General features: G+C 68.8%; 20 protein-coding genes and 1 tRNA gene. 10 read left to right on the top strand and 11 right to left on the bottom strand.

Going from position 1 to position 26870, the window contains the following annotated elements:
* Positions 1 to 47: 47 nt before the first annotated feature.
* On the top strand, positions 48 to 3032 hold the full coding sequence (locus tag AC07OA_RS19570) for a TonB-dependent receptor (protein ID WP_494665618.1): 2985 nt from the start codon (positions 48 to 50) through the stop codon (positions 3030 to 3032).
* A 100-nt stretch (positions 3033 to 3132) separates the two neighbouring features.
* Here the strand turns inward: AC07OA_RS19570 and nagA are convergent, their stop codons facing one another.
* The 3 genes from nagA to AC07OA_RS19555 form a co-directional block, all read right to left on the bottom strand.
* Positions 3133 to 4272: an N-acetylglucosamine-6-phosphate deacetylase gene (gene nagA / locus AC07OA_RS19565; protein ID WP_494665489.1), complete on the bottom strand. Its 1140-nt coding sequence runs from the start codon at positions 4270 to 4272 to the stop codon at positions 3133 to 3135.
* Positions 4272 to 5366 carry an SIS domain-containing protein gene (locus AC07OA_RS19560; protein WP_494665488.1) on the bottom strand — a complete coding sequence of 365 codons (1095 nt, stop codon included), beginning with the start codon at positions 5364 to 5366 and terminating at the stop codon, positions 4272 to 4274. The genes nagA and AC07OA_RS19560 overlap by 1 nt, the downstream gene beginning before the upstream one ends.
* 74 nt (positions 5367 to 5440) lie before the next feature.
* Positions 5441 to 6184, bottom strand: a complete 744-nt coding sequence (locus tag AC07OA_RS19555; protein ID WP_494665487.1) for a GntR family transcriptional regulator — start codon at positions 6182 to 6184, stop codon at positions 5441 to 5443.
* Between the two features lie 258 nt (positions 6185 to 6442).
* Here AC07OA_RS19555 and AC07OA_RS19550 point away from each other — a divergent pair, with 258 nt between their 5' ends.
* The 4 genes from AC07OA_RS19550 (at position 6443) to nagE (ending at position 15991) form a co-directional block, all read left to right on the top strand.
* Positions 6443 to 9196, top strand: a complete 2754-nt coding sequence (locus AC07OA_RS19550; protein ID WP_494665486.1) for a TonB-dependent receptor — start codon at positions 6443 to 6445, stop codon at positions 9194 to 9196.
* Between the two features lie 158 nt (positions 9197 to 9354).
* Complete coding sequence (locus AC07OA_RS19545; protein ID WP_494665485.1) at positions 9355 to 11697, top strand: family 20 glycosylhydrolase; 2343 nt, start codon at positions 9355 to 9357, stop codon at positions 11695 to 11697.
* 24 nt (positions 11698 to 11721) lie between these two features.
* Complete coding sequence (ptsP, locus tag AC07OA_RS19540; protein WP_494665484.1) at positions 11722 to 14232, top strand: phosphoenolpyruvate--protein phosphotransferase; 2511 nt, start codon at positions 11722 to 11724, stop codon at positions 14230 to 14232.
* 4 nt (positions 14233 to 14236) lie between these two features.
* Complete coding sequence (gene nagE / locus AC07OA_RS19535; RefSeq protein ID WP_494665483.1) at positions 14237 to 15991, top strand: N-acetylglucosamine-specific PTS transporter subunit IIBC; 1755 nt, start codon at positions 14237 to 14239, stop codon at positions 15989 to 15991.
* Between the two features lie 135 nt (positions 15992 to 16126).
* On the opposite strand, the gene AC07OA_RS19530 is transcribed toward nagE, so the two are convergent.
* Positions 16127 to 16840, bottom strand: coding sequence for a dienelactone hydrolase family protein (locus AC07OA_RS19530; RefSeq protein ID WP_494665482.1), 714 nt, complete (start codon positions 16838 to 16840; stop codon positions 16127 to 16129).
* Between the two features lie 430 nt (positions 16841 to 17270).
* On the opposite strand from AC07OA_RS19530, the gene AC07OA_RS19525 reads away from it, so the two are divergent.
* Entirely contained in the window at positions 17271 to 18107 is an 837-nt protein-coding gene (locus tag AC07OA_RS19525) for an alpha/beta fold hydrolase (RefSeq protein ID WP_494665617.1), read from the top strand.
* 66 nt (positions 18108 to 18173) lie between these two features.
* Here AC07OA_RS19525 and AC07OA_RS19520 read toward each other — a convergent pair whose 3' ends face one another.
* The gene (locus AC07OA_RS19520; RefSeq protein WP_494665481.1) at positions 18174 to 19076 is read right to left on the bottom strand and encodes a LysR substrate-binding domain-containing protein; all 903 of its coding nucleotides are present in this window, start codon (positions 19074 to 19076) and stop codon (positions 18174 to 18176) included.
* Positions 19077 to 19194: 118 nt separating this feature from the next.
* Here AC07OA_RS19520 and AC07OA_RS19515 point away from each other — a divergent pair, with 118 nt between their 5' ends.
* Together AC07OA_RS19515 and AC07OA_RS19510 are read left to right on the top strand one after the other, a co-directional pair.
* A complete protein-coding gene (locus AC07OA_RS19515; RefSeq protein WP_494665480.1) occupies positions 19195 to 19950 on the top strand; it encodes an SDR family oxidoreductase in 756 nt (251 codons plus the stop codon).
* Positions 19951 to 19961: 11 nt separating this feature from the next.
* Entirely contained in the window at positions 19962 to 20321 is a 360-nt protein-coding gene (locus AC07OA_RS19510) for a nuclear transport factor 2 family protein (RefSeq protein WP_494665479.1), read from the top strand.
* Here AC07OA_RS19510 and AC07OA_RS19505 read toward each other — a convergent pair.
* Both AC07OA_RS19505 and AC07OA_RS19500 read right to left on the bottom strand, forming a co-directional pair.
* Positions 20318 to 21952, bottom strand: coding sequence for an alpha-glucosidase (locus tag AC07OA_RS19505; protein WP_494665478.1), 1635 nt, complete (start codon positions 21950 to 21952; stop codon positions 20318 to 20320). The genes AC07OA_RS19510 and AC07OA_RS19505 overlap by 4 nt on opposite strands.
* Positions 21949 to 22434, bottom strand: a complete 486-nt coding sequence (locus tag AC07OA_RS19500; RefSeq protein WP_494665477.1) for a MarR family winged helix-turn-helix transcriptional regulator — start codon at positions 22432 to 22434, stop codon at positions 21949 to 21951. The genes AC07OA_RS19505 and AC07OA_RS19500 overlap by 4 nt, the downstream gene beginning before the upstream one ends.
* A gap of 152 nt (positions 22435 to 22586) precedes the next feature.
* On the opposite strand from AC07OA_RS19500, the gene AC07OA_RS19495 reads away from it, so the two are divergent.
* Together AC07OA_RS19495 and AC07OA_RS19490 are read left to right on the top strand one after the other, a co-directional pair.
* A complete protein-coding gene (locus tag AC07OA_RS19495; protein WP_494665476.1) occupies positions 22587 to 22982 on the top strand; it encodes an Ohr family peroxiredoxin in 396 nt (131 codons plus the stop codon).
* Positions 22983 to 23223: 241 nt separating this feature from the next.
* On the top strand, positions 23224 to 24177 hold the full coding sequence (locus AC07OA_RS19490) for a hypothetical protein (RefSeq protein ID WP_494665475.1): 954 nt from the start codon (positions 23224 to 23226) through the stop codon (positions 24175 to 24177).
* A 129-nt stretch (positions 24178 to 24306) separates the two neighbouring features.
* Here the strand turns inward: AC07OA_RS19490 and AC07OA_RS19485 are convergent.
* The 4 genes from AC07OA_RS19485 to AC07OA_RS19470 all read right to left on the bottom strand — a co-directional run bounded on the left by AC07OA_RS19485 (position 24307) and on the right by AC07OA_RS19470 (position 26830).
* Positions 24307 to 24396: transfer RNA gene (locus tag AC07OA_RS19485), tRNA-Ser, on the bottom strand.
* A gap of 51 nt (positions 24397 to 24447) precedes the next feature.
* Positions 24448 to 24966: a PaaI family thioesterase gene (locus AC07OA_RS19480; protein WP_494665474.1), complete on the bottom strand. Its 519-nt coding sequence runs from the start codon at positions 24964 to 24966 to the stop codon at positions 24448 to 24450.
* Positions 24967 to 25035: 69 nt separating this feature from the next.
* A complete protein-coding gene (locus AC07OA_RS19475) occupies positions 25036 to 25872 on the bottom strand; it encodes an MBL fold metallo-hydrolase (RefSeq protein WP_494665473.1) in 837 nt (278 codons plus the stop codon).
* 238 nt (positions 25873 to 26110) lie between these two features.
* Entirely contained in the window at positions 26111 to 26830 is a 720-nt protein-coding gene (locus tag AC07OA_RS19470; protein ID WP_494665472.1) for a hypothetical protein, read from the bottom strand.
* Positions 26831 to 26870: the final 40 nt, after the last annotated feature.

Here is a 26870-nt window from a genome sequence, read left to right as displayed (position 1 = left end):
CTAAGGCGCGCACCCGCGCGCTCAAGCTCGGAGCGTCCAGCGGCGCGATGCTCATGGCGCTGGCCATGGCCGGCGCGGCTTCGGCCCAGACGGCGCCCGCCACCGAGGATTCGGCGGTCGAAGAGGTGGTCGTCACCGGCTTCCGCGCCAGCCTCGCCAACGCTCTGGACATCAAGCGCCGCGAAAACGACCTGGTCGACGTGATCAAGGCCCAGGACATCGCCGATTTCCCCGACCTGAACCTGGCCGAGTCGCTGCAGCGCGTGCCGGGCGTGTCGATCGACCGCGACGGCGGCGAAGGCCGCACCATCACCGTCCGCGGCCTGGGCCCCGACTTCAGCGTCGTGCGCCTGAACGGCCTGGAAGCCCTGGCCACCACCGGCGGCAAGGACAGCTCGGGCGGCGCCAACCGCGGCCGTCAGTTCGACTTCTCGATCTTCGCCTCGGAGCTGTTCAACAGCGTCACCGTGCGCAAGTCGACCTCGGCCATGAACGAGGAAGGCTCGCTGGGCGCCATCATCGACCTGCAGGCCTCGCGCCCGTTCGACTTCAGCGGCCCGGCGCTCAGCATGGGCGCCAAGGTCGGCTGGAACGACCTGTCGCGCAAGAACGACCCGCGCTTCACCTTCCTGGCCAGCAACCGCTGGGACACCGGCATCGGTGAGATCGGGGCCCTGATCTCGGTGGCCTATGCCGAGCGCAAGACCCTGGAAGAAGGCTCCTCGACCGGCCGTTGGGAAAACCCCAGCGTGGCGTTCAACAGCTCGACCGCCTTCCCCTGCTTCGGCGCGGCCTACAACCCGTCGACCCCGGGCGCGGCCACCGGCGGCGCCACCGCCGCCACCTCGCCGGCCTGCACCACCATCGGCACCGTCACGGGCGGCACCTCGCCGACCGTCGCCGCGGCCGCCGGCACCGCCAACAACCTGTGGCACCCGCGTATCCCGCGCTACGGCCGCCTGCAGTATGACCAGAAGCGCCTGGGCGTGACCGGTTCGCTGCAATGGCGCCCGACCGAGAACTCGACCCTGACCCTGGACGCCCTGGTCGCCGAGTTCACCAACAACCGCGACGAGACCTATCTGGAAGTCATCTCGTTCAGCCGCAGCGGCGCGGGCCTGCCCCAGACCGACGTGGTCAACTTCCAGGCCGACCAGAAGGGCCACCTGATCAAGGGCACGTTCGACGACGTCGACGCCCGGGTCGAGTACCGCCACGACGACCTGAAGACCGAGTTCAACCAGTTCACCCTGACCTACGACACCAAGTTCGGCGAGCGGGGCCACTTCAACGCTGTCTACGGCCAGTCGCGCTCGATCCAGGACAACCCGGTCCAGACGACCTTCTCGTTCGACCGCTACGACACCGACGGCTACAGCTACGACTACTCGGCCAACGACAAGCTGCCGTCGTTCAGCTACGGCTTCGATCCGACCAACCCGGCCAGCTTCGAGTACCGTCCCACCAGCGACAAGGGCGACGCCTCGCTGCTGCGCCTGCGTCCCAGCAAGGCGGTCAACACCTTCAAGACCTTCCGGGCCGACGTCGACTACGAGATCCTGGACGGCTTCAAGCTGCGCTACGGCTACGACTACAAGAAGTACGGCTTCTCCTCGTGGGAAAAGCGCCTGTACTCGCGCCAGCTGGCCAACAGCGCCGCGGGCTCCTACACGGCTGAAGCCGGCTTCGCCCTGCCGGCCGGCGTCACCATCGCCGACGTCTCGCGCCTGATCACCGGCTTCGGCCGTGGTCTGGACCTGCCGGCCGGCGTGCCCACCTCGTGGATCGCGCCTGACCTCGACAAGCTGAAGTCGGTCATCGGCTACGACTGCGACTGCATCAACGCCAACGGCGACTTCCGCCTGAGCACCCTGAACCAGCTGGGCGCGGTGCGTCAGATCACCGAGAAGGACACCGCCCTCTACATCCAGGGCGACTTCGACTACGACGTCTTCAACATCCCGGTGCGCGGCAACATCGGCGTGCGCTACGTGAAGACCGTCCAGGACGCCCTGGGCCACTACAACATCGGCAGCACCGCGCCGGTGGTGGTCTCCACGCCGTTCGGCAACATCAACGAGACCGTGCCCCGCGACGGTATCCAGACGACCTCGCGCGAGTACACCAACACCCTGCCGGCGCTGAACATCTCGGCCCAGCCGTTCGAGAACTTCTTCGTCCGCTTCGCCGCCGCCAAGGTGATGACGCGTCCGCAGCTGCCGAACCTGTCGCCGGGCTACACCGCCATCAGCCAGAGCGCCCAGACCCTGACGCGCGGCAATCCCGACCTGAACCCGATGCTGGCCAACAACCTGGACCTCAGCTTCGAATGGTATCCGGACAAGGAAACCCTGCTGTCGGCCGGCTTCTTCCAGAAGGACATCAAGTCCTACATCCAGCAGACCGCCGAGGTCATGGCCTGGTCCGAAACGGGGCTGCCCAACAGCCTGCTGACCAACAACAACACCCCGGCCACGCTGTTCACGGTGACCACCAACGTCAACAGCCCCGGCGGCAAGCTGCAGGGCTTCGAACTGAGCGCCCAGCGCCCGTTCACCTTCCTGCCGGCGCCGTTCGACAAGTTCGGCGGCATCCTGAACTACACCCACGTCAAGAGCGACATCGACTACATCATCAAGTCGCCCACCTACGGCGGCAACCCGCGCGCCCAGACGGCTCCGGCCGTCTATGTCACCCAGCCGCTGATCAACCTGTCGCCCGACGCCTTCAACGCCACGCTCTACTATGAGAACGAAGGCTTCAAGGCGCGGATCTCGGGCTCGTATCGCGACGCCTACCTGATCCAGGTCGCCCCCTCGGCGACCAACAACAACGACGTGCGGATCAAGGAAAAGACCTTCAACCTCGACGGTCAGGTCAGCTACGCGTTCAACAAGTTCACGGTCACCCTGGAGCTGATCAACCTGACCGACCAGGAAGACAGCAAGGTCGACGACTCCACGCGCATGAGCTCGGAAGAGTACGTGCACTACGGTCGCCAGTACTATCTGGGCGTGAAGTACAAGTTCTAGGTCTCTTCCTCCCCGGAACGAGCAAAGGGCGCTGGTGCGAACCAGCGCCCTTCTTTTTATCAAACTATCCGCTCATCCCGGCGAATGCCGGGATGAGCGACTATGTATTGGCGATCCCGTCGATCCAGGTCTCGCGGACGTTCAGGTCGTCGTCCAGCAGCACCAGGTCGGCGGCCTGGCCGGCGGCGATGACGCCACGCTGGCCCGCGAGGCCCAGGAAGGCGGCCGGGGCGGCCGAGGCGATGGCCACGGCGTCCTCCAGGGGCAGGCCCAGCATCGAGACGGCGTTGCGCACCGCCCCGACCATGTCCAGGTCCGAGCCGGCCAGGGTGCCGGCGTCGTCGACGCAGACGCCGTCGACCACCCGGATGTGGCGGCCCTGCAGGTCGAAGCTCTTGTCGGCCATGCCGACGGTGGGCATGGCGTCGGTCACCAGCATGAAGCGGTCCAGCGGCCGTGTGCGCAGGGCGATCTTCAGGGTGACGGGGTCGACATGGCGGCCGTCGACGATGATCCCGCACCAGGCGGCCTGGCTCTCCAGCGCCGCGCCGACCACGCCGGGCTCTCGGCTGGTCAGGGGCGACATGGCGTTGAACAGGTGGGTGAAGCCGCTCAGGCCCGCGTCCAGCGCCTTGCGTACGGTTCCGTAGGCGGCGTTGGTGTGGCCGGCCGCGACGATCACCCCGGCGGCGCTCAGGCGCGCCACCATTTCGGGCGTGGTGGTCTCCGGCGCCAGGGTGACCAGGGTCTTGCCGCGCTTCAGCGAGCTCAGCAGGGCCACGGCCTCGTCGTCCAGCACGCGGAACTTGCTGGGATCGTGGATGCCCTTGCGCTTCACATTGAGGAACGGACCCTCGATGTGGACGCCCAGCACGCCGGGCACGCCGGCCTCGATGGCCTGTTCGGTAGCCCGCAGGGCCGCGTCGACCACGGCCAGGTCGTCGCTGATCAGGGTGGGCAGGAAGCCGGTGGTGCCGTAGGCGCGGTGGGCCGCGCCGATGGCGGCGATGGCCTCCACCGTGGTGGAGTCGTTGAACAGCACCCCGCCGCCGCCATTGACCTGGGTGTCGATGAAGCCGGGGACCAGCAGGCCGCCGTCCAGGTCGCGGCGGGCCGCGCTGGCCGGCAGGTCGGCGTTGTCGACGACGCCGACGATCCGACCGTCGGCGATCGCCAGGGCCTTGCCCTCGACGATGCCCTCCGGCGTCAGGATGCGGCCATTAACGAGTACGGACTGCATCAGACGGTTTCTGTGACCTTGTTGAGGTGCGGCGGGCTGTCGGGATCGTAGCCGCGCGCCACCGAAAGCGCATTGGCCATGCGGTAGAAGCTCTGGATCATCAGGATCGGCTCGATCACCGGGTGGGCGGCGAGCGCCGGCAGGACTCCGGCGCCCGTTTCGCCGGCGCCGGCCAGCAGGACGTCGCCGCCGCGCTCGGCCACGCCCTTGGCCATGGCGTCGACGCTCTCGCGGCTCTCGTCGTTCTGGGCGAACACCAGGACGGGGAAGCCCTCCTTCACCAGGGCCATGGGGCCGTGCAGCACCTCGGCGGCGCTGAAGGCCTCGGCGTGCAGGCCGCAGGTCTCCTTGAACTTCAGGGCCGCCTCCTGGGCGACGCCGAAGCCGACGCCGCGTCCCAGGACGTAGAGGTTGCGGGCCAGCTTCAGCCGCTCGACGGCCGGCGTCCAGTCCAGGGCCCAGGCCTGCGCCAGCAGGGCGGGCAGGGTGGAGAGGGCGCTCGCCAGGTCCTCGTCGCCCGTCCAGGCGGCGACCAGCTGGGCGATGGCGGCCAGGGCGGCGATGTAGGACTTGGTGGCCGCGACGCTCAGTTCGGGGCCGGCTTGCAGCGGCAGCACCTCGTCGGCCAGGGCGGCCAGGGGCGAGTCGGTGACGTTGACCAGGGCGATGACGAAGGCGCCGGCGTCCTTGGCGGCCTGGACGGCGGCCAGGAGGTCGGGGCTCTTGCCCGACTGCGAAATGGCCAGATAGAGCACGTCGCCCAGGTCCTGCTGGGCGGCGTAGACCGAGCTGACCGACAGGGCGGCCGACGAGGTCAGCACCCCGACGCGGGTCTCGATCAGGTACTTGGCGAAGGTGGCGGCGTGGTCGCTGCTGCCTCGGGCGCAGGTGACCACGGCGCGGGGCGGCTTGCTGCGCAGACGCTCGGCGATCTTGGCGGCGCGGGCGGCGTTGGCGCCCAGCTGGGCGGCGACGACTTGCGAGGCCTGGCCGGCCTCCAGGAACATGCGGGTCGATTCCGCCGTCAGCCGCGCCTGCCCAGTTAGGGGGGGGGAAGCAGGGGGTGCGGGTCGGGTCAAGACATTGGCCTCCAAGACGGGCGTTCCCTTCACATAAGATCGCGAGGGCCTCGGGCCCCGGCGGGTCGGATCCTGAGCGCCTCGGGCGCTCAGGACAGCGCGTTCAGTTCGGCGACGAAGTCGTAGGCGTCGCCGCGGTAATAGGACTGGGTCACTTCCACCGCCCGTCCGTCGGGCAGGAAGCTGCGGCGTTCGATCAAGAGGCCCGCGTCCTTGACCGGAACGCCCAGCAGGTCGGCCTGTTCGGCCGTGAACAGCACCGCGCGCAGCCGCTGCAGGGCGCGGCCGGGGCGGTGGCCGGTGGCCTCCAGGGCTTCGTAGAGCGAAACGCCCACCACCTCGGCCGAGGGCAGGGCGAAGCCGGCGACGGTGGAATATTCCAGCGCCATGGGCGCGCCGTCGGCGTAGCGGATGCGGGCGAAGCGGAAGACGGGGGTTCCGGGCGACAGGCCCAGGGTCAGGGATTCCTCCGGCGTGACGGCGCCCATGGCCTTGCTGATCCATTCGCTGCGCGGAACGCGCCCGCGCGAGATCATGTCCTCGGTGAACGAGGTCAGCTTGGAGAAGCTCTTCTCCACGCGCGCGGCGACGAAGGTGCCCGCGCCCTGGCGGCGGGTCAGAAGGCCCTCGCTGACCAGGCCGTCCAGCGCCTTGCGCACGGTGATGCGCGAGATGCTGAACTCCTCGGCCATGTCGCGTTCGGCGGGCAGGGCGTCGTCGGGCGCCAGGATCTTCTTCTGGATGGCTTCGCGCAGGGCGCGCTGCAGCTGCTTATAGAGCGGCGCGTGATCCTGGCCGTGTCCGTCCAGTCCGCCGATCCTCTCAGAAAACATCGTCAATTTCGCACCCCCGCGCAAAACCGCGCCACCCCGTGACCACCGGGATAGCATATGACCATTTTCGTACCAATAAGAACATGGTCTGTAATTGGTTCTTTTTTGGCCTTGTCATCCGATAAATTTCCGTCACAGTCGCGTTCCGAGGCCTGAGAAGTACCGCGTTCTGCGGATGTCCGCAGAAGAATTGGTATCGGATTGGGCTTGGGGTTCGGCTCCAGGCCCAAGGGTCTGGAAAAAGGGGAGAAGCCGAGTATGAGAAATTTCCACAAGACCATTCTGACCGTCACGGCCAGCGCATTGGCGGTCGCCGCCGCTGCGCCGGCCCTCGCGCAGGACAAGCCGGACGCCGTTGAGGCCGTCATCGTCACCGGCATCCGCGCCTCGCTGCAGCAGTCGATCGAATCCAAGCGTAATTCGGACGCGATCATCGATGTCGTGACCGCCGAGGACGTCGGCAAGTTTCCGAGCTCCAACGTCGCCGAAGCCCTGACCATCGTCCCCGGCGTGACCGTCGACCGTCAGTTCGGCCAGGGCGAGAAGGTCAGCATCCTGGGCACCGACCCGGCGCTGAACCGCACCCTGCTGAACGGCCAGACCGTGGCCTCGGCCGACTGGTTCATCCTCGATCAACCCGGTCGCACCTTCAACTATGCCCTGCTGGCGCCGCAGATCGTCGGCAAGGTCGAGGTCTACAAGTCGCCCGAGCCGCGCATCGACGAAGGCAGCATCGGCGGCACGGTGATCGTCAACACTCGCAAGCCGCTGGACCTGAAGAGCCCGACCATCTCGGGCGCGCTCAGCTATCTCTACAACGATCGCTCCAAGAAGTCCGATCCGCAGGCCTCGGTCCTGCTGAGCTGGAAGAACGAGGCCCAGACCTTCGGCGCCATCTTCTCGGCCCAGCACGCCAAGGACCAGCTGCGCCGCGACGGCATCGAGTCCTACGGCACCATTCCGGCCAGCTACTATAACGGCGGCAACCCGGAAAACCCGGTCAGCTCGATCACCAACGGCAACTGCACCGGCACCTGCGCCACCACCCTGGCGGCCAATCCGAACGCCCGCGGCGTGAACTCGCTGTCGGTCTCCTACTTCGAACAGGAACGCGTCCGCGACAGCTACACCGCCGCCGTGCAGTGGAAGCCGAACGACGCCCTGGAAGTGAACTTCGACTGGCTGAAGATCAAGGCCAGCTACGACAACACCAACCAGTCGCTGTTCGCCTTCCAGGGCAACACCTGGAACAGCCTGGGCGCCCTGACCGACATCACCATCCAGGACAACGTGATCCGCAAGGCCTCGTTCAAGCACGCCCTGAGCGTCCTGGACGTGCAGTACCGCGAGTCCGAGCTGAACTCCGACACCTACCACTTCAACGGCAAGTGGACCGGCGACAACTTCGACGTCTCGGGCGACGTGGGCTACTCCAAGGCCGACGGCGGCACCGGCCGGCAGCTGTACGGCGAGTTCCTGAACTGGGCCGACTACACCGTCGACTTCACGGGCACGCCGGGCGCTCCGGGCGTCCTGACCTACACCAACCCGACCGCCGACGGTAACCCGCTGGCCGACGCCTCCAAGTTCTCGTTCGACGGCGGCTGGGGCGCGGGCGATCCCTCGCAACCGGGCGCTCCGGGCTACAACGCCGGCTGGGGCGGCAACATCGTCTCCAAGCCGACCACCGACAAGGAAACCTACGCCCAGGTCGACGCCGGCTGGAACTTCGACGGCGTGATCAAGCGCGTGCAGGTCGGCTACAAGTACCGCAAGCACGAGACCGACCAGGCCATGTCGGGCGTCACCGTCTCGGTGTACGGCAACCCGGCCTCGGCCTCGCAGTTCAGCCCCTCGATCGTGCCTTCGAACTATCTGAAGGGCTTCGACGGCGTCACCGACCAGATGCAGGGCCGCTTCAAGATCGACGGCGCGGCCCTGGCCGACTACATCGCCTCGGGCGGCTATCTGCGTCCGTGGCAGGCCAAGCCGGTGCCGACGATCTTCGGCAACGCCGAGTTCACGGCCCAGAACTGGGGCATCGAGGAAAAGATCGACGCCCTGTACGGCCAGGCCAACTTCGAGGCCGAGAACGTCCGCGGCAACTTCGGCATGCGCTACGTGCACACCGAGTCCGACAGCGGCGGCTATGTCTGCGTGAACCAGACCGCGTCGGGCTGCGGCACCACCGCCGCCGACTGGGCCTGGCAGGTCAGGAGCAAGAAGTACAACGACTTCCTGCCCAGCGTGAACGTCATCGTCGACGTGACCGACGACGTGGTCTTCCGCTTCGCGGCGGCCTCGGTGATCTCGCGTCCGAACTATGCCGACATGTCGAACTACTTCTGGCTCTCCGACCAGATCCTGACCGGCGGCGGCGGCAACCCGGACCTGAACCCCTACAAGTCCACCAACGTCGACGCTTCGGTCGAGTGGTACTTCGCCAAGGAAGCCATCCTGTCGGCGGAACTGTTCCACAAGGACATCAGCAACTACATCCTGCAGCAGACCGTCGCCGAGCAGCACTTCAACCAAGCGCGCAACGCCGTCACCACCTACCAGATCAGCCGTCCGACCAACGCCGGTTCGGCCTCGATCAAGGGCGTGTCGATCGCCTACCAGCAGACCTACGCCCTGGGCTTCGGCCTGCTGGCCAACTACACCTACGCGGACGGCTCGGCCGACAACGGCGCGCCGCTGCCCTACAACTCCAAGAACCAGATCAACATCAGCCCCTTCTACGAGAACGGTCCGTTCTCGGCTCGGGTGACCTACAACTGGCGTTCGAAGTACTTCACGGGCCTGGACCGTGGCGACCAGATGTTCGTCCGCGCCTACAAGGGTCTGGACGCGACCGCGGGCTACGCCTTCAACGAACAGGTCAACCTGTCGGTGTCGGCTCAGAACCTGCTGGACAGCGAGTACTACGCCTACGCCAACACCATCAGCCTGCCGCGCGGCGTCTACCGCACGGGCCGCAAGCTGCAGGCCACGCTCAGCGTGAACTTCTAAAGCGGGCCAGGCGGGCGCGCGGAGGAAACTCCGTGTCGTCCGCCGCCCATCCTTTCCTCCTGACTGCAAGCACGGAGTCTGGGCGGAGCGGTCAAACGCTCCGCCCGCTTTTTGCCGCCCGCCGCTAACCTAGCCGCATGTCAGCCGAGCGCCCTTACATGACCCAAGTTTCGACGCCCCTCGCCAAGCTCGCCCTCCGCGTCGCGGGCGGCCTGTCGGCGTCCGCCGCCGTCCTGGCCTTCGCCTGCGCGAGCCTCGCGGCGGAACCCCTCCTCACCCTGACGCCCGCGCCCGCCCAGGCCAGCCTGGGGCAGGGGACCTTCGCCCTCACCGCCAAGACCCGCATCTTCGTCGCCAAGGGCGATGTCGAGGCCAAGGTGGTGGCCGGCCAGCTTTCCGACATGCTGCTGAAGGCCCGGGGCCTGAAGCTCGCCGTCGTCGAAGGCGCGCCCGCCGCCGGCGAGGCGGCCATCGTCCTGGCGCGGGGGACTTCTTCCAGCGACAAGGCCGAGGGCTACGCCCTGAGCGTCGCCCCCTCGGGCGTCACCGTCACCGCCGCCAAGCGCGCGGGCCTGTTCTATGGCGCGGTCAGCGTCTGGCAGCTGGCCGTGCAGGACGCCGCCAAGGGCCCCGCCCAGCTGCCCGCCGTCAGCATCGACGACGCCCCGCGCTTCGCCTGGCGCGGCTTCATGCTGGACAGCGCCCGCCACTTCCAGAGCATCGACACCATCAAGTCGATCCTCGACACCATGGCCGCCCACAAGCTCAACACGCTGCACTGGCACCTGGTGGACGACCAGGGCTGGCGGCTGGAGATCAGGAAGTATCCCAAGCTGACCTCGGAAGCCTCGTGGCGCGTCCCGGCCGGGGCGGCGGGCAAGGATCCCAAGACCGGCAAGCCCATCCGCTACGCTGGCTACTACACCCAGGACCAGGTGCGCGACCTCGTCGCCTACGCCGCCGCGCGCGGGATCGTCATCGTTCCCGAGATCGAGATGCCGGGCCACGCCCTGGCGCCGCTGGTGGCCTATCCGCAGTACGGCATGACCAAGACCCCGCCGCGCGCGAACATGGGCGACTGGGGCGTGTTCCCCTATCTCTACCGACCCAGCGACGAGACGTTCGGCTTCCTGAACGACATCCTCGACGAGGTGATGGACCTCTTCCCCTCGCCCTACATCCACGTGGGCGGCGACGAGGCCGTGAAGGACCAGTGGAAGGCCAGCCCCGAGGTCCAGGCCCAGATCCAGGCCCTGGGCGTCAAGGACGAGCACGGGCTGCAGAGCTGGTTCATCCAGCGGGCCGAAAAGCACATCAACAGTCGCGGCCGCCGGATGATCGGCTGGGACGAGATCCTGGAAGGCGGCCTGGCCCCCAACGCCACGGTCATGTCCTGGCGGGGCGTGGAGGGGGCGGTCGCCGCCGCCGCCCAGGGCCACGACGCGGTGCTGGCGCCCGACAGCCACCTCTATATGGACCGCCGCCAGAGCGCCTCGCCCGACGAGCCGCCCGGCCGGATCAAGATCGTCAGCCTCAAGGACGTCTACGACTTCGACGCCGCGCCCGCCGCCCTGACCCAGGACCAGCGCGCCCACATCCTGGGCCTGCAGGCCAACTCCTTCACCGAGCACATGCGCACCGACGAGCGGCTGGAGAAGATGACCTTCCCCCGCCTGATCGCCGTGGCCGAGAACGGCTGGACCCCGACCGACAAGCACGATTGGGGAAGCTTCTCCGCCCGCCTGCCGGCCGAGAGCGCCCGCCTGGACGTGCTGGGCGTGGCCCACGACACCGTGCCCTACGAGCCCCAGGCGACCCTGCGCCCGACCGCCGACGGCCAGGTCTCGGTCGCCCTGGCCTCGGGCCTGGGCCTGGGCGAAATCCGCTACACCACCGACGGCAAGGCGCCGACCAAGGCCTCCAGCCTCTACGACGCCGCCCTGACGGTCGCGCCGGGCAAGACGGTCAAGGCGCGCACCTTCCTCGGCGACGACACCTTGGGTCGGACGCGCGACTATCCGATCACCCTGCTGGCCGCCCAGACCCGCAAGAGCCAGCAACTGGAGCTGTGCGGCGACGGCATCAACCTGTCGCTGGAGGACGACGCGCCGGTGAACGGCCCGCGCGCGGTGTTCGCCGTCAACCTGATGAACCCGTGCTGGGTGTGGAAGGGCGCGGACCTCTCCACGGCCCTGAAGCTGACCGCCCGCGTCGGCCAGGTCCCGTTCAACTTCCAGATCGGCGCCGACCGCGAGAAGATCGCCCTGCGCCCGCCCGCCACGCCGGAGGGCGAGCTGGAGGTGCGGCTCGACAGCTGCGCCGGCGGGCGCATTGCCGCCATCCCGTTGGGCGCCGCGGCGCGCGGACCGGGCGTGGAGACGGTCGTGGGCAAGCTGGCCAAGCGCGATGGCGTCCACGACCTCTGCTTGAGCTTTACAGCGCGCAACGTCGAGCCGACCCTGGTGCTCGATCAGGTCACGCTGACGCCCACCAAGAACTAGAATTCCAAAGCAGGAAGCGTACCGGTGTCCAATCTCGTACTGTCCTCGCCGCTCAAGGGCTGGATCGCTCCGCTGGACGAGACGCCCGACGCGGTGTTCGCCGAGCGGATGCTGGGCGACGGCCTGGCCATCGACCCCCTGGGCTCGACCCTGCACGCCCCCTGCGCCGGACGGGTGATCGCCGTGCACGGCACCCGCCACGCCGTGACCCTGCGCGCCGACAACGGCGCCGAGATCCTGATGCACGTGGGGCTGGAGACCGTGGCCCTGGGTGGCGAGGGCTTCGAGGTCCACGTCAAGGACGGCGACGTCGTGAAGGCCGGCGACCGGCTGATCAGCTTCGATCTCGACCTGCTCAGCCAGCGCGCCAAGAGCCTGATCACCCCGGTGGTGATCACCAATCCCGACGCCTTCCAGATCGTGCGCCGCGAGCAAGACCACGCCACCGAGGTCGGCGACGTGCTGATGGAACTGGCCCCGGTCGGCGGCGCCGGCGCGGTGCTGGCCGTGGCCGAGGGCGAGGTGGCGCGCGAGGTCGTGGTGCCGCTGCAGCACGGCATCCATGCCCGTCCCGCCGCCCGCATCGCCGAAAGCGCTCGCAAGTTCGCCGCCGAGGTGGCCCTGGTCGCCGTCAATCGCCGGGCCAGCGCCAAGAGCCCCGTCGGGGTGATGTCCCTGGCCATCCGCCATGGCGACCGCATCAGCATCGCCGCCAGCGGGCCTGACGCCGACTTCGCCGTCGCCGCCATCGCCGAGCTGATCGAGGGCGGCATGGGCGAGAGCGCGGCCCTGCCGCCGACCGCCGCGCCGGTGGCAGTGGTCGAAGCCGTCCGCGCCGCCCCGCCCGCCGAGCCGGGTCTGCTGCGCGGCGTGATGGCCGCCCCGGGTCTGGCCATCGGCCAGGCCGTGCGGTTCGTGTCGTCCGACATCGCGGTGGCCGAGGCCGGGGCCGGCATGGGCTTCGAGCGCGGCGCGCTGGAAGACGCCCTGGCCGTGGTCCGCGCCAAGATCGAGAAGGCCGCCGCCAAGGGCGACACCGCCCGCAAGGCGATCCTGGGCGCCCACCTGGCCTTCCTGGAAGACCCCGAACTGACCGCCTCGGCCCACCGGCTGATCGCCGAGGGCAAGAGCGCCGGTTTCGCCTGGCGGCGCGCCGTCGGCGGCTATGTCGAGGCCCTGCGCGGCCTGGGCGACCGTCGCCTGGCCGAGCGCGTCGACGACCTGATCGACTTGGAGCGCCAGGTGCTGCGCGCCCTCTCCGGCGAGGAGGACGAGGCCCGGGTGTTGCCGCAGGGCGCCATCCTGCTGGCCGACGAACTGCTGCCCTCCCAACTGATGGGCGTCGAGGCCGGCCAGGTGGCGGGCTTCTGCACGGCCAAGGGCGGTCCGACTTCGCACGTGGCCATCCTGGCCGCCGCCATGGGCATCCCCGCCATCGTCGCCGCCGGTCCCGGCGTGCTGGACGTCACCGAGGGCGCGGGCCTGATCCTGGACGCCGAGAACGGCACGCTGCGCGTCGGCCCCGACGCGGCCCAGCTGGCCGCCGCCCAGACCGCCATCGCCGCCCGCCACGAGCGCAAGGCCGCCGCCAAGGCCGCCGCCCACCAGGAAAGCCGCACGGCCGACGGCCAGCGCATCGAGGTGTTCGGCAATGTCGGCTCGCTGAACGACGCCCTGGCCGCCGCCGCCAACGGCGCGGAGGGCAGCGGCCTGCTGCGCACCGAGTTCCTGTTCCTGGAGCGCGAGACCCCGCCCGACGAGGACGAGCAGGCCCGCCAGTACCAGGCCATCGCCTCGGCCCTGGACGGCCGCCCGCTGATCATCCGCACCCTGGATGTCGGCGGCGACAAGGCCGCGCCCTACCTGCCGATCCCGGCGGAAGAGAACCCGGCCCTGGGCCTGCGCGGCGTGCGCGTCAGCCTGTGGCGGCCGCACCTGCTGAAGACCCAGCTGCGGGCCATCCTGCGGGTGAAGCCCCTGGGCCAGTGCAAGATCATGGTCCCGATGATCGCCAGCCTCGACGAGCTGCGGGCCGTGCGCGCCCTGCTGGACGAGACCAAGCGCGAGATGGGGATCACCGAGCGCGTCGAGCTGGGGGTGATGATCGAGACCCCGGCCGCCGCCGTCACCGCCGACCTGCTGGCCGCCGAGGCCGACTTCCTGTCGGTGGGCACCAACGACCTGACTCAGTACGTGCTGGCCATGGACCGGGGCAATCCGGAACTGGCCGCCCGCATCGACGCCCTGCATCCGGCCGTGCTGCGGATGATCGACCAGACCTGCAAGGGCGCGGCCAAGCATCACCGCTGGGTCGGCGTCTGCGGCGGCCTGGCGTCCGACCTCGTGGCCGTGCCGGTGCTGGTCGGCCTGGGTGTGACCGAGCTGTCGGCCACGGCCGCGACCGTGCCGGAAGTGAAGGCCCTGGTCCGCACCCTGAACGTCGAGGCTTGCCAGGCCCTGGCCCGCCAGGCCCTGGAACTGGCCTCGCCGGAAGCCGTCCGTGATCTTTGCAAAGCCTTCCAGGCTGGAGCTTAAAGCGATGAAGTCCCCGCTCGAATTCCTCCAGCCCCTGGGCCGCGCCCTGATGCTGCCCATCGCCGTCCTGCCGGTGGCGGGACTGCTGCTTCGCCTGGGCCAGCCGGACCTGCTGAACATCGCCTTCGTGGCCGCGGCCGGCGACGCGATCTTCTCCAACCTCGGTCTCCTCTTCGCCATCGGCGTGGCCGTGGGCTTCGCCAAGGAGAACAACGGCGCGGCCGGCTTGGCCGGCGTGGTCTGCTTCCTGATCGCCACCGAGGGCGCCAAGGCCCTGCTGCACGTGCCGGCCGACGTCACCGCCGGCCTGATCGAGGCCCATGCGGGCCTGGCGTCAGCGGCCTACAAGGCCAAGGCCCTGGCCAAGCTCAGCGTGCCCATCGGCATCGCCTCCGGCCTGATCGGCGGGGTGTTCTACAACCGCTTTTCCACCTTCAAGCTGCCCGAATACCTGGCCTTCTTCAGCGGCCGGCGGTTCGTGCCGATCATCAGCGGCGTGGCGGGCCTGGCCATCGCCTTCCTGATCGGCCTGGGCTACGACGGCATCAACGGGGTGGTCGACGGGGCCAGCCGGGCCATCGTCGGCTCGGGCGAGCTGGGCCTTCTGGTCTACGGGTTCCTGAACCGGATCCTGATCGTCACCGGCCTGCACCACATCCTCAACAACATCGCCTGGTTCGTGATCGGCGACTATCACGGGGCCACCGGGGATCTCCGGCGGTTCTTCGCCGACGACCCCAGCGCCGGGGCCTTCATGAGCGGGTTCTTCCCGGTGATGATGTTCGGCCTGCCCGCCGCGTGCCTGGCCATGTACCACACCGCCCGGCCGGAGAAGAAAAAGGCGGTCGGCGGCATGCTGACCTCGCTGGCCCTGACCTCGTTCCTGACCGGCGTGACCGAGCCGATCGAGTTCAGCTTCATGTTCCTGGCCCCGGTGCTCTACGCCGTGCACGCGGTGCTGACGGGCGTGGCCATGGCGGCGATGAACGCCCTGGACATCAAGCTGGGCTTCACCTTCTCGGCGGGCCTGTTCGACTATGTGCTGAACTTCGGCAAGGCCACCCATCCGCTGTGGCTGCTGCCGCTAGGGGCGCTCTATGCCGGGGTCTATTACGGCCTCTTCCGCTTCTTCATCGTCAAGTTCGACCTGAAGACCCCGGGCCGCGAGGCCGACGACGAGGCGCTGGCCGAGCCGGTGGCGACCGGCGGCGGACGCGGCGCCGACTTCCTGGCGGCTCTGGGCGGGGCGGGCAACCTGACCAGCGTCGACGCCTGCACCACCCGCCTGCGCCTGATCGTCGTCGACCAGTCCCTGGCCAGCGAGCCGGCCCTCAAGGCCCTGGGCGCGCGGGGGATCGTCAAGCCGTCGGACAAGGCGCTGCAGGTCGTGCTGGGTCCCATCGCCGACCAGGTGGCCGGCGAGATCCGCGCGGCCATGGCCGGCGGTCCGGTGAAAGCCGTGGTCGCCAAACCCGCCGCCGCTCCGGCCAAGGCCTCGGCCCTGCCCACCGCCGCCGACGACGCCCGGGCCGAGACCCTGGTGGCGGCCCTGGGCGGCATGGCCAATGTCGAGGCGGTCGGGGCCTGCTCCAGCCGCCTGCGCCTGGTGGTGCGCGACAACGCCGCCGTCGACGAGGCGGCGTTGAAGGCCCTGGACTCGCGCGGCGTGGTCCGGGTCGGCGAGCGGTCCGTGCACGTGGTGCTGGGCCCCGACGCCGAGCGGATCGGCGAAGCCGTGCGGTGCCTGCTGCCGGCGTAGGGGCGCCCTCCAAGCTGTCATCCCGGACGAAGCCCGAAGGGCGAAGATCCGGGACCGACCCGAAGCGCTGAGTTCCCGCATCGGTCCCGGATCGGCGCGCTGCGCGCTTGTCCGGGATGACAGGCTTTGGGGTTTCTAGTCCAACAAATGCGCCTTGAAGAACGCCGCCGTGCGGCCGTTGGCCAGCTTGGCGTCGGCTTCGTCGTAGTGGTCGCCGCCGGGGCGGGCGAAGGCGTGGTTGCGGCCTGGATAGGTGTGGATCTCGATCAGCCGATTGCCGTCCAGGGCCGCGTGGATCGTCGCCTGGGCCTTGGGGCCGATATATTCGTCGTCGCCGGCCAGGTGCATCAGCAGGGGCTTGGTGATCCGCTCGCCCTCGGCCACGTAGCGCTCGGTGCCGCCGCCGTAATAGGCCACGCCCGCCTCGGCGTCGCTGGCCGCCATGGCCCGGAAGGTCATCAGTCCGCCCAGGCAGTAGCCGGTGACCCCGACCTTGCCCAAGGCCCCCTCCAGAGTGCGGGCCTTGGCGATGGTGGCCACCACGTCGGACACGCCCTTGTCGAAGTCGTAGCGGGTGTAGAAGTCGATGGCTTTCGCCCAGTTGGCCTCGCTGTGCTCCGACATCGAAAGCCCCGGCTCGAAGCGCCAGAACATGTCGGGGCAGACGGCGATATAGCCTTGGGCGGCCAGCTCGCCGGCGATCAGCCGGATGCCGTCATTGACGCCGAAGATCTCCTGGATGACCACGACCACCGGGGCCGGCGTGGCCGGTCCGGGGGCGGCCGGGGGACGCACGACGAGGGCCTGGAAAGCGCCGTCCGGCGTGTCGATGACGAGGGCCTCGCTCATGGGCGGCCTCCTTGTACAAGCGGTCGGGCGCGACGACCGGCCCGACGATAGCCGACAGACTGGACTCGCGTCGGGCGGCCCGGCTTGAAGATTCGCAACGTCTCCGTCCCATAGCCGACAGAGCGCCGGAGCCTTCGAGGGCGGGGAACCTTCAAGTCACGGCAGGCACGTCCAAGCCGGGCGGGCGGAGGCCGCCTAAGGTCCCGTCGCGCTCGGCCGACGGCCGGGTCTTCTCGACATCGCAAGGACGGGCCTCATGACCACTCCCCCCGACAGCTCTTCGACGTCCGACGACAAGGGCGCCTCGCGGCGCGGCGTCGTCGTAGGCGGCCTGGGCCTGGCCGTGGCGGCTTCGCTGCCCGCCCTCGCGCCGTCGTCCGCGTCCGCGGCGACCCCCAAGGCTTCGCCCCAAACCCCCGGAGACAGCAAAATGAGCAGCGGTTTCGTCACCACCAAGGACGGCACGCAGATCTTCTACAAGGACTGGGGTCCCAAGACCGCCCAGCCCGTCGTGTTCCACCACGGCTGGCCCCTGAGCGCGGACGACTGGGACAACCAGATGATGTTCTTCCTGCTGCAGGGCTTCCGCGTCATCGCCCATGACCGTCGCGGTCACGGCCGGTCCAGCCAGACCGACACCGGCAACGAGATGGACACCTACGCCGCCGACGTCGCCACCCTGACCGACCACCTGGACCTGAAGGGCGCCATCCACGTGGGCCACTCCACCGGCGGCGGCGAGGTGATCCACTATGTGGCCCGCGCCAAGCCGGGCCGGGTGTCCAAGGCCGTGCTGATCGGCGCGGTGCCGCCGATCATGGTCAAGTCCGACAAGAACCCGGGCGGCCTGCCGCTGGAGGTGTTCGACGGCTTCCGCGCCGCCCAGCTGGCCAACCGCGCCCAGTTCTTCCACGACGTGGCCGCAGGGCCCTTCTACGGCTTCAACCGTCCGGGCGCGAAGGTGTCGCCAGCCGTGGTCGAGAACTGGTGGCGCCAGGGCATGATGGGCGGCACCAAGGCCCACTACGACTGCATCAAGGCCTTCTCGGAAACCGACTTCACCGAGGACCTCAAGAGCGTCGACGTGCCGGTGCTGCTGATGCACGGCGAGGACGACCAGATCGTGCCGATCGCCGACAGCGCCCTGATCGGCATCAAGCTGCTCAAGAAGGGCACGCTGAAGACCTATCCGGGCCTGCCGCACGGCATGGCCACCACCCATCCGGAGGTCATCAACGCCGACCTGCTGGCCTTCTTCAAGGCCTAGGCTTTTCGGCTCGAGACTGTGGAAGGGGCGTCCGTCACCGACGGGCGCCCTTTTTGCGTTTTGGCCCTACCCCACCGGCCGGTCGCGGCTGAACACCAGGGCCAGGTGGTCGATGAAGGCCCGCACCGCCGGCGGCAGGCCGCGGCGGGTGGTGAAGACGATGTGGACGATCCCGTCCTCCGAGCGCCACTCGGGAAAGACGTGGACCAGGCGGCCAGTCGCCAGGTCGGTCCGGCAGACGTGGTCGGGCAGGAAGGCGACGCCGGCGTTGGCGGCCGCGGCGTCGCGCAGGGCCAGGAAGTCGCCGCAGGTCATGCGCGGCTCGTGCCGGACCGCGCACGTCGCGCCGTCCGGACCCAGCAGGTCCCAGGTCAGCTCGCCCGACTGGTCGGTGGGGCTGAGGGTGGGCAGGCTCTCGAGCCCCTCGATCCCCAGCCCGGCGCAGCGCGCCGCCAACTGCGGCCCGGCCACCAGGATCCGGCGCGAGCGGCCCAGGGTGCGCATGGTCAGGGCCGCGTCGGTGGTCAGCGCCGTCCGTACCCGCAAGGCCACGTCGATGCGCTCGTCGATCAGGTCCACGGCGCGGTCGACGGCGATCACCTGCAGCCGCACCTTGGGGAACCGCGCCAGGAACTGCGGCAGGCTGGCCGACAGGGTCTCGACCAGGCCGGTGGGACAGCTGAAGCGGATCACCCCGTGCGGCTCGCTCTTGGCCTCGGCGGCGACGGCGTCGGCCTGCTCGACGTCCAGGGCCACGATCCGGCAGCGCTCGTAGAAGGCCTGGCCCACCTCGGTGACGCGGAAGCGGCGGGTGGTGCGCTCGATCAGCCGCACGCCCAGCCGCGCCTCCAGCTGGGCGATCCGGCGGCTCAGCGTCGACTTCGGTTGACGCAGGGCGCGGCCGGCGGGGGCGAAGCCGCCATGGCTGACTACGGCGGCGTACAGCAGGTAGTCGTTGAGGTCGGGCATGGATCGTTCCAAATCTGGAACATTTAGTACCGCATTGCCTGGCTACCGGCCAGATCGTTCCAAGCGCATCTCCTTGTCCACGGCGAACGGTTCGCCGCACAAGCCAAGGAGACTTCAGATGAGCGGCAAGTTCGAAAACAAGGTTGTGGTCGTCACCGGCGGCACCAGCGGCATCGGCCTGGCCACCGCCAAGCAGTTCGCGGCCGAGGGAGCCATGGTGTTCGTCACCGGCCGTCGCCAGGCCGAGCTGGACGCGGCGGTGAAGGCGATCGGCGGCAAGGCCGTCGGCGTCCAGGCCGACATGTCCAAGCTGGCCGACATCGACCGCCTCTACGACGCCGTCCAGCAGCGCCACGCCCAGATCGACGCCCTGTTCGCCAACGCCGGCGGCGGCGACATGCTGCCCCTGGGCGCGATCACCGAGGAACAGTACGAGGACATCTTCGGCCGCAACGTGAAGGGCGTGATCTTCACCGTGCAGAAGGCGCTGCCGCTGCTGCGCGACGGGGCCAGCGTGATCCTGACCGGCTCGACCACGGCCAGCACCGGCACGGCCAATTTCAGCGTCTACAGCGCCTCCAAGGCCGCCGTGCGCAACCTGGCCCGCAGCTGGACCCTGGACCTGAAGGACCGCGGCATCCGCGTCAACGTGGTCAGCCCCGGCCCGATCCGCACCCCGGGCCTGGTCGAGCTGGCCGGTACGGACCCCGCCGCGCAGCAGGGCCTGCTCGACTACATGGCCGGCCAGGTGCCGATCGGCCGCGTCGCCGAGCCCGACGAGGTGGCCAAGGCCGTGCTGTTCCTGGCCTCGGACGACTCCGCCTTCATGGCCGGCTCGGAGCTGGCCATCGACGGCGGCGTGGCCCAGGTCTGAGGGAGGCGGTCATGTCCATCGAAACCCTGCTGACCCGCAACCTCCACGAGGTGTTCGGCGAGCGTGATCCGGCCAAGCGCGCGGTCGCGATCCGGGCGCTGTACGCCCCCGACGCGGTCTTCTCCGATCCGCACGGCGCCCACGTCGGCCATCGCGGCCTGAAACAGGCGGTCGCCGCGCTGCAAGCCCGGTTCCCGGACTACGTCTTCTCGGAGATCGGCGCGCCCGATGTCCTGGAGGACGGCGGCTGCCTGTCCTGGGCCTTCGGGCCGCCGGACGATCCCGCCCGGATCACCGGCCGGGACGAGATCGTGGTCGAGGGCGGCAAGATCGTCGCCCTTCACACCTTCCTCGACCCGCCCCGCGTCTAAGCCACCGCCAGGATCGCCGAGGTCCAGCCGGCCAGGCTCACGGTCTGGCCCTCGACCTCGGCGGTCCCGAAGGCGACGCCTTTGATCGCATGTTCGGCGGGAACGACGTAGCGCACCGGCTCCCGCCCGAAGTTCAGCAGTACCAAGAGGCCGCCTCGGCGATATGCGAAGACCTGCGGATGGTCGGGGTCGATGTCGCGATAGTCGCCCTCGCGCAGGTCGACCGAGCCCCGGCGGAAGGCGATCAGGGCGCGGGTGTGGGCCAACACCGAGTCCGGCCGCGCGGCCTGGTCTTCCGCATTGATCGCCGCCGTGTTCGGATTGACCGCCAGCCAGGGCTTGCCCGTCGTGAAGCCGCCGTTTGGGCCAGCGGTCCACTGCATCGGCGTACGGCTGTTGTCGCGGCCCATGGCCCGGGCGTTGGCCAGGTATTCCGCCTCAGACACCCGGTGCTTCACGTCCTTCCAGCGGCCGGCCACCTCCAGGTCGTCGAAGTCTTCCAGGGTCGCGAACGGATAGTTCGTCATGCCCAGCTCCTCGCCCTGGTAGAGGAACGGCGTGCCGCGCTGGGTGAGGATCAGGGTGTTGATCGTTTTCGCCGAGCGCTCGACCCAGGCCGGATCGTCGTCGCCGAAGTGCGAGACCGAGCGCGGATTGTCGTGGTTGGACAGGAACTGGGTGTTCCAGCCGAATGGCCCGGCCGCCTGGTCCAGCTGGGTGTAGAGCGCCTTCAGCCGGGGCAGGGTCCAGGTGGTCTTGCGCCAGCCGTCGATGTCCATCCGCACGATGTCGAAATTGATCACCAGGTTCAGCTCGCCGCGCCGACTGTCCATCAGGTCGCGGGCCCCGTCGGGCGTGACCCCGAAGGCCTCGCCGACGGTCAGGGTGTCGTAGTGATCCAACACCTCGCGGCGCATCTCGCGCAGATAGTCGTGCAGCTTCGGCCCAGCGGCATAGACGAACTGCGGGGCGCGGCGCTCCGATGGCGTCAGATCCGGCAGCCCCGGCTGCTTCGAAATGAACGGGATCACGTCCATGCGGAAGCCCGACACGCCCTTGTCGAGCCAGAACCGCATCAGGTCATGGACCTCCTCGCGGACCTTGGGGTTCTCCCAGTTCAGGTCGGGCTGCTTGGCGGCGAAATAGTGCAGGTAGTACTGGCCGCTGCCTTCATCGAAGGTCCAGGCCGGGCCGCCGAAGAAGGCGTCGTAGTTGTTGGGCGGGCCGCCGTGCGGACCCGGGTCGCGCCAGATGTAGTAGTCGCGGTAGGGGTTATCGCGGCTCGACCGGCTCTCCACGAACCAGGCGTGTTCGTCGCTGGAATGGTTGACCACCAGGTCGATGATCAGTCGCATGCCCCGCGCCGTCATCCCGGCCAGCAGGGCGTCGAAATCGGCCATGGTCCCGAACTCCGCCATCACCTTGCGGTAGTCGCGGATGTCGTAGCCGTTGTCGGAGTTAGGGCTGTCGAAGTGGGGGCTGAGCCACACCACGTCGACGCCCAGATCTTTCAGGTGGTCCAGCCGCTGGAGGATCCCCGGCAGGTCGCCGACCCCGTCGCCGTTCGAGTCCATGAACGAGCGCGGATAGATCTGGTAGACGACCGCGTCCTTCCACCAGGGGCGGCTCATGCCGCGCCCTTCGCCGGCTTGGTGGCGCGCATCAGGTTGTCGCGCAGGCGGGTCACGCTTTCCTGCACGGCCGGAAAGTCGTCGCCCAGGCCCGTGGCCTCGACCAGCGAGATGTTCGGATCGGTCTCCAAGAGGGCGCGGCCCGCGGGCGTCAGGCCGATCCGCACCTGGCGCTCGTCGGCCGGATCGCGGCGGCGGCTGACATAGCCGGCCTGCTCCAGCTTCTTGAGCAGGGGGGTCAGGGTGTTGGACTCCAGGAACAGCTTCTCGCCCAGCGCCCCTACCGTCTGGTCGTCCTCCTCGGCCAGGGCCACCAGGGCGATGTACTGGGTGTAGGTCAGGCCCAGGGCCTCCAGGATCGGCTTGTAGGCGCGGCCGAACGCCAGGTTCGCCGAATAGACGGCGAAGCACAGGAAGTTGGAGAGCTTTGGGCCTCCAGTGGGCGAGGCGACAGGTGGCGAGGGGGGCGGTGAGGTGGGCATGGCGGTCGCCTCGGGAGCGTGACGGGTCGCCCTCTATATAAATCGCATCCGATTAAATCGGAAGGATGTTGACAGGTCGATCGCATGCGACTAATTACAGCGCGTCCGATTGGATCGGATGCGATATAAATTCAGACAGAAGGAAACCCGCCATGACCGCCAAGGTTCTGTTCACCGGCAAGACCCACATCACCAGCGGCCCCGACGGCGCCGCCCGCAGCGACAACGGCGTCGTGGACGTCAAGCTGGCCCAGCCGCACCCGGCCGCCGAGAACCTGTTCGGCGCGGCCTGGTCGACCTGCTACCTGGGCGCCTTCGAACTGGCCGCCCATCAGCGCAAGATCGTCCTGCCGGCCCACCCGTCGGTCGATGCGGAGATCCAGCTGCTCAACGGCGCCGACGGCTTCTTCCTGAAGGGCCGCCTGAACGTCACCGTCCCCGGCCTGGACCGCGAGATCGCCACCCAGCTGCTCCACGCCGCCCACGAGATCTGCCCCTACTCGAAGGCCGTGAAGGGCAATGTCGAGGTCGAGACGATCCTCGTCTAACCACCCCGCAAGCGCGCCGGCCCGGTGATCCGGGCCGGCCGTTTCGGCTTCTCCGAAGGAGCGGTTCCAGGAGAATGCCGGCAAGTGGCGCCGTACAGTGGTGGCTGTCTATTGGATCTTGGATGGGCGGCTAGCCCTCAGGCGTCGGCAAGCCATCCGTGAGCGTATCTAAAAACAAGCTTTACCGTACGTGGAACGTCGGACCATAACACGCCCTCCAGTGGTTCATTGGGGGGCTTAAATGGAAAAGTTGTTGGCCGGCGCAGACCGGTTGGAGGTCGTCTACCTGGCGATCCTGCGGATCATCGTGCTCGTATTCGCCACCATCGCCTTGATCGTGGCGGCCGTGGTCGCCTTCAACGGGCTGACTAGTCTCATGACCTCGACCAAGGTCGAGACGGAAAAGGTGATTGTCGCGCCTACGGAAGTCGCGACTGAATTGGCGCAAAAGCAGAAAGAGAAGGACGCGGCGGACCAGGGACTCGAGGCGATCCCCGACGCGGCCAAGAAGGAACATGCGGCGTTCCTCGCCGGGCCTTTCGAGGCCTATTACGCTGTCTATCGCGATAGTGCAGCCAAGTATCGCAAACCCGAAGACCCGATCCTCTCGAAGTCCGACCTGGCGACCCGGCTGGGCTACACCGTTGAGAATTTTGCCACGGGCGAGGACGCAACGCTCGCCGCTTTCGCCCATGATGCGGACTTCGCCATGCAAATTACGGCGGCGGCCCGGGGCGTTTCGGCGACGCCGGTCTATATTGCTCAGCTGACGAAATACCGCGCGGCGGAGAAGACGGCCAAGTCGTGCTCGACGCGCTACGTGAACCGCCGGGTCTGGGACTCGCTGAGCTCGAATTGCGATGAGTGGTGGCAGTCGCCCATCGGATGTCCGGTGATCCGCCCAATGCCGGTTCAGGACTGCCAGCCGGCCTATCCGGACGGTATCAAGGGGCCAGGCCAGGCGTTCGCAGAGTTTGACGCCGGATTCCGTACGCTATGGCTCCGGAAGACCGCGGAGGTTAATGACAAGGCCATGGCCGAGAAGAACCGCCGTGAAGCCATCAAGAGCAGCGGCGGGCCAAAGCTCATGCAGGCCGTCTACATCTTCGGCGGTTTCCTGGTGGTGATGTTCTTGTTCCTGGTGATCGCCGTCGAACGTCACCTCCGGCGCATTCCGAAGCCGGCTGAATCGTAGCCGATTGACGGAAAGGGGCAGAGGGACCTCTGCCCCGACCCCGCTCTTACCCGAGCCGCAGAGCAAGGGGCGAGCGTCGGCTTTCACCGGGCCGCTGGTCTCTTGGATCAGCTACTTATTTTCAGGATATGGCGGAGAGGGTGGGATTCGAACCCACGGTACCCTTCCAGGCACGCCGCATTTCGAGTGCGGTACATTCGACCACTCTGCCACCTCTCCAGGGGGTCTTCGCGGGCCGCCCGGGAGCGGCCTTGAGTGAGGGCGGGATACCTAGCGGCGTCGTTCCAAGAGCGCAAGAGCCTGTGACAAGCTTTTATGTCGCGGCGGCCGGTTTTCCACATCCCACCGCGCCGGGGCCCGCCGCGCCTCAGGCCTTGGGTACAAAACCATCTGGGTGCAGCGGAAAAGCGCGATGGTCTTGCCGGTGGCCTCGGCGGTGACGACGGCGTCCCAGACCTGGGTATTGCGGCCGCCGTGGACCAGGGTGGCCTCGCAGGCCACGCCTTCGCCGACGCGCGCGGTGCCCAGGAAGTTGGACTTCAGCTCGATGGTGGTGAAGCCGCTGGCGCCTTGGGGCAGCGAAACCACGCAGCCGTAGCCGCAGGCGCTGTCGGCCAGGGCGATGACGCTGGCGGCGTGCAGGAAGCCGTTCGGCGCCATGTGGTGCTTGGCCACGGTCATGCGGCCGGTGACGCGGCCCGAGACGGCTTCCTTCCATTCCAGGCCCAGCAGGCCCGGCAGGTTGTCGGCTTGGGCGGCGGTCAGTTCTGCGCTCTTGTCTTCGGCCATGGCGGGGTCTCCGGATTCTTCGCGTGCGAAGCATCTATCCGGCGAGGCGGGCGCATGGCAAGTGCGTTTTTAAATGGAACTGACGTCGACGGTCTGGAAGCGCTTGCCGTCCTCGCCCTGCGGCGGCAGGCGGAAGGCGCGGATCCCGACCTGCAGGGCCGGGGCGGCCAGCGGACCGGGCGGCGAGACCGCGCCGGCGCGGCGGGCCACGAAGGCCTCGGCCGAAACGGCGTCGCCGGCGTCGATGTTGCCGACCTTCTGGGCGGCGACGGTGCTGTCGCAGGCGGTCGCTTCGGCCTGGCCCAGCAGGAGGCGGGTTTCCGGCGGCAGGGCCAGCAGCTGGCGGGCGGCGGCGTGCAGGCCGGCGGCGTCGGCCCCCGGGGCGTCGCTGTCGGGGAGGCCCTGGTCGGGCGCGAGAATGGCCGAGCCCGTGAAGACCACGTCGCCGATCTGGTAGGCGGTGGCGCCGGGCAGGCGGCCGGGCAGGGCGATGGCGGTGATCTCGATCCCGCCCATGGGCAGGGCCTCGCCGTCCTGGGCCAGCTTGTCGAAGTCCCAGCCTTCCAGGTCGACGCCGTCGGAGCCCAGCACCGGGACCAGCCGCTTGAGGCTGTCCAGCACGCCCGCGCCGATGCAGATCGAGGCGCCGGTCTCGTACTTGACGTGGCCGGCGGCCGACAGATGGTCAGTGTGGACGCCGGTCTCCAGGATCCAGGTCGGGCCCAGGTCCTTTTCGCGCACCTGGGCGATGATGGCGTCCATGAAGCCGGTGTCGACCGCCTGGGTCAGGGGATCGTAGTCGAGCACCGGATCGACGAAGGCGCAGAGCAAGGTGGCCGGATCGGCGATCAGATAGGTCACCCGCCCGGTGGCGGGGTGATGGAAAGCGGTGATTTCCGGCTGCATAGATCGGTCCGATGACGCCCTGAGGCGGGCACCTTGACCGCAAGCTCTTAAGTATCGGCGAACGCCGCGCCACCAAGCTCGCCCCCGAGGCGATAAGTCTCAGCGATAATTTGCATTGTCATCCCGGACAAGCCCGGCGACGCCGGGCGCCGATCCGGGACCGACCTGGAGCGCTGAGCTCAGGCGTCGGTCCCGGATCTTCGCGCTGCGCGCTCGTCCGGGATGACAGGAAGAAGAGTTAGCGCCCCTCGGGCGAGGCCGCGTCGCAGGCGCGGTCGCCGCGCATCTGGGTCACCCACAGGGGCTCGACATAGCGGTCGCCGTCGCGGAAGCCGGGGGCGCAGCCGTCGGGAGTGTCGGACTTGCTCCGGCCCGAGCCGCCGCGCATGTCCAACGACAGGGCCAGGGATTGCGAGGTCCCGCCGCGCCGGCCGTAGCCATAGCCGCCGTAGCCGCCGCCATAGCCGTACCCGTCATAGACATAACCGCCGTGCTTGCCGAAGTCGGTCTGGCTGACGGCCACGCCCAGGGTGCCGGTCTCGCCGATGGGGATCAGGGCCGAGGCGTAGCCGCTGCGATAGCCGCCGGTGCCGATGCTGGCGCCGACCTCGCCGTGGACCTGGCGCTTGCCGTCCTTGTCGAGGGGGTAGCCGTTCACGTCGCGTTCGGCGCGCGGGGTGTAGTCGATGGGATCGCCCCCGAGCGGCGGGGCCTGGGCCATCCAGGCCGAGAGCGGGTCGACGGGCGCCGGCTTGGCGCGTTCGGCCTCGGCGCGGGCCTGGGCGTCGGCCTTGGCCTTCTCCAGCTCGGCCTCGGTCGGCGGGCGGGTGGCGCGGGCGCCGGCGGTGGTCACCACCTCGTCGTCGGCGGAAGGCGCGGCCGGACGGGCGAACGCCGCACCGGGCAGGGCCAGCGAAACGGCGATCAGGGCGGGCAGGGCGATGCGGGACGCGAACATGGACGAAACCTCCGACCCCGCCACTTTGAGCGTGGTCTGT

Source organism: Caulobacter sp. GW821-FHT09B08 (assembly GCF_059418225.1).
Note: the sequence above shows the minus strand (reverse complement) of the source record. Positions and strands in the feature narration are given on the sequence as shown.

Excerpts from the sequence above, each read along its gene's own strand:
- AC07OA_RS19570 (WP_494665618.1), top strand. The coding sequence starts at position 48 with ATGCTCATGGCGCTGGCCATGGCCGGCGCGGCTTCGGCCCAGACGGCG.
- nagA (WP_494665489.1), bottom strand. The coding sequence starts at position 4,272 with ATGCAGTCCGTACTCGTTAATGGCCGCATCCTGACGCCGGAGGGCATC.
- AC07OA_RS19555 (WP_494665487.1), bottom strand. The coding sequence starts at position 6,184 with ATGTTTTCTGAGAGGATCGGCGGACTGGACGGACACGGCCAGGATCAC.
- AC07OA_RS19550 (WP_494665486.1), top strand. The coding sequence starts at position 6,443 with ATGAGAAATTTCCACAAGACCATTCTGACCGTCACGGCCAGCGCATTG.
- AC07OA_RS19545 (WP_494665485.1), top strand. The coding sequence starts at position 9,355 with ATGACCCAAGTTTCGACGCCCCTCGCCAAGCTCGCCCTCCGCGTCGCG.
- nagE (WP_494665483.1), top strand. The coding sequence starts at position 14,237 with ATGAAGTCCCCGCTCGAATTCCTCCAGCCCCTGGGCCGCGCCCTGATG.
- AC07OA_RS19530 (WP_494665482.1), bottom strand. The coding sequence starts at position 16,840 with ATGAGCGAGGCCCTCGTCATCGACACGCCGGACGGCGCTTTCCAGGCC.
- AC07OA_RS19525 (WP_494665617.1), top strand. The coding sequence starts at position 17,271 with ATGAGCAGCGGTTTCGTCACCACCAAGGACGGCACGCAGATCTTCTAC.
- AC07OA_RS19520 (WP_494665481.1), bottom strand. The coding sequence starts at position 19,076 with ATGCCCGACCTCAACGACTACCTGCTGTACGCCGCCGTAGTCAGCCAT.
- AC07OA_RS19515 (WP_494665480.1), top strand. The coding sequence starts at position 19,195 with ATGAGCGGCAAGTTCGAAAACAAGGTTGTGGTCGTCACCGGCGGCACC.
- AC07OA_RS19510 (WP_494665479.1), top strand. The coding sequence starts at position 19,962 with ATGTCCATCGAAACCCTGCTGACCCGCAACCTCCACGAGGTGTTCGGC.
- AC07OA_RS19505 (WP_494665478.1), bottom strand. The coding sequence starts at position 21,952 with ATGAGCCGCCCCTGGTGGAAGGACGCGGTCGTCTACCAGATCTATCCG.
- AC07OA_RS19500 (WP_494665477.1), bottom strand. The coding sequence starts at position 22,434 with ATGCCCACCTCACCGCCCCCCTCGCCACCTGTCGCCTCGCCCACTGGA.
- AC07OA_RS19495 (WP_494665476.1), top strand. The coding sequence starts at position 22,587 with ATGACCGCCAAGGTTCTGTTCACCGGCAAGACCCACATCACCAGCGGC.
- AC07OA_RS19490 (WP_494665475.1), top strand. The coding sequence starts at position 23,224 with ATGGAAAAGTTGTTGGCCGGCGCAGACCGGTTGGAGGTCGTCTACCTG.
- AC07OA_RS19480 (WP_494665474.1), bottom strand. The coding sequence starts at position 24,966 with ATGGCCGAAGACAAGAGCGCAGAACTGACCGCCGCCCAAGCCGACAAC.
- AC07OA_RS19475 (WP_494665473.1), bottom strand. The coding sequence starts at position 25,872 with ATGCAGCCGGAAATCACCGCTTTCCATCACCCCGCCACCGGGCGGGTG.
- AC07OA_RS19470 (WP_494665472.1), bottom strand. The coding sequence starts at position 26,830 with ATGTTCGCGTCCCGCATCGCCCTGCCCGCCCTGATCGCCGTTTCGCTG.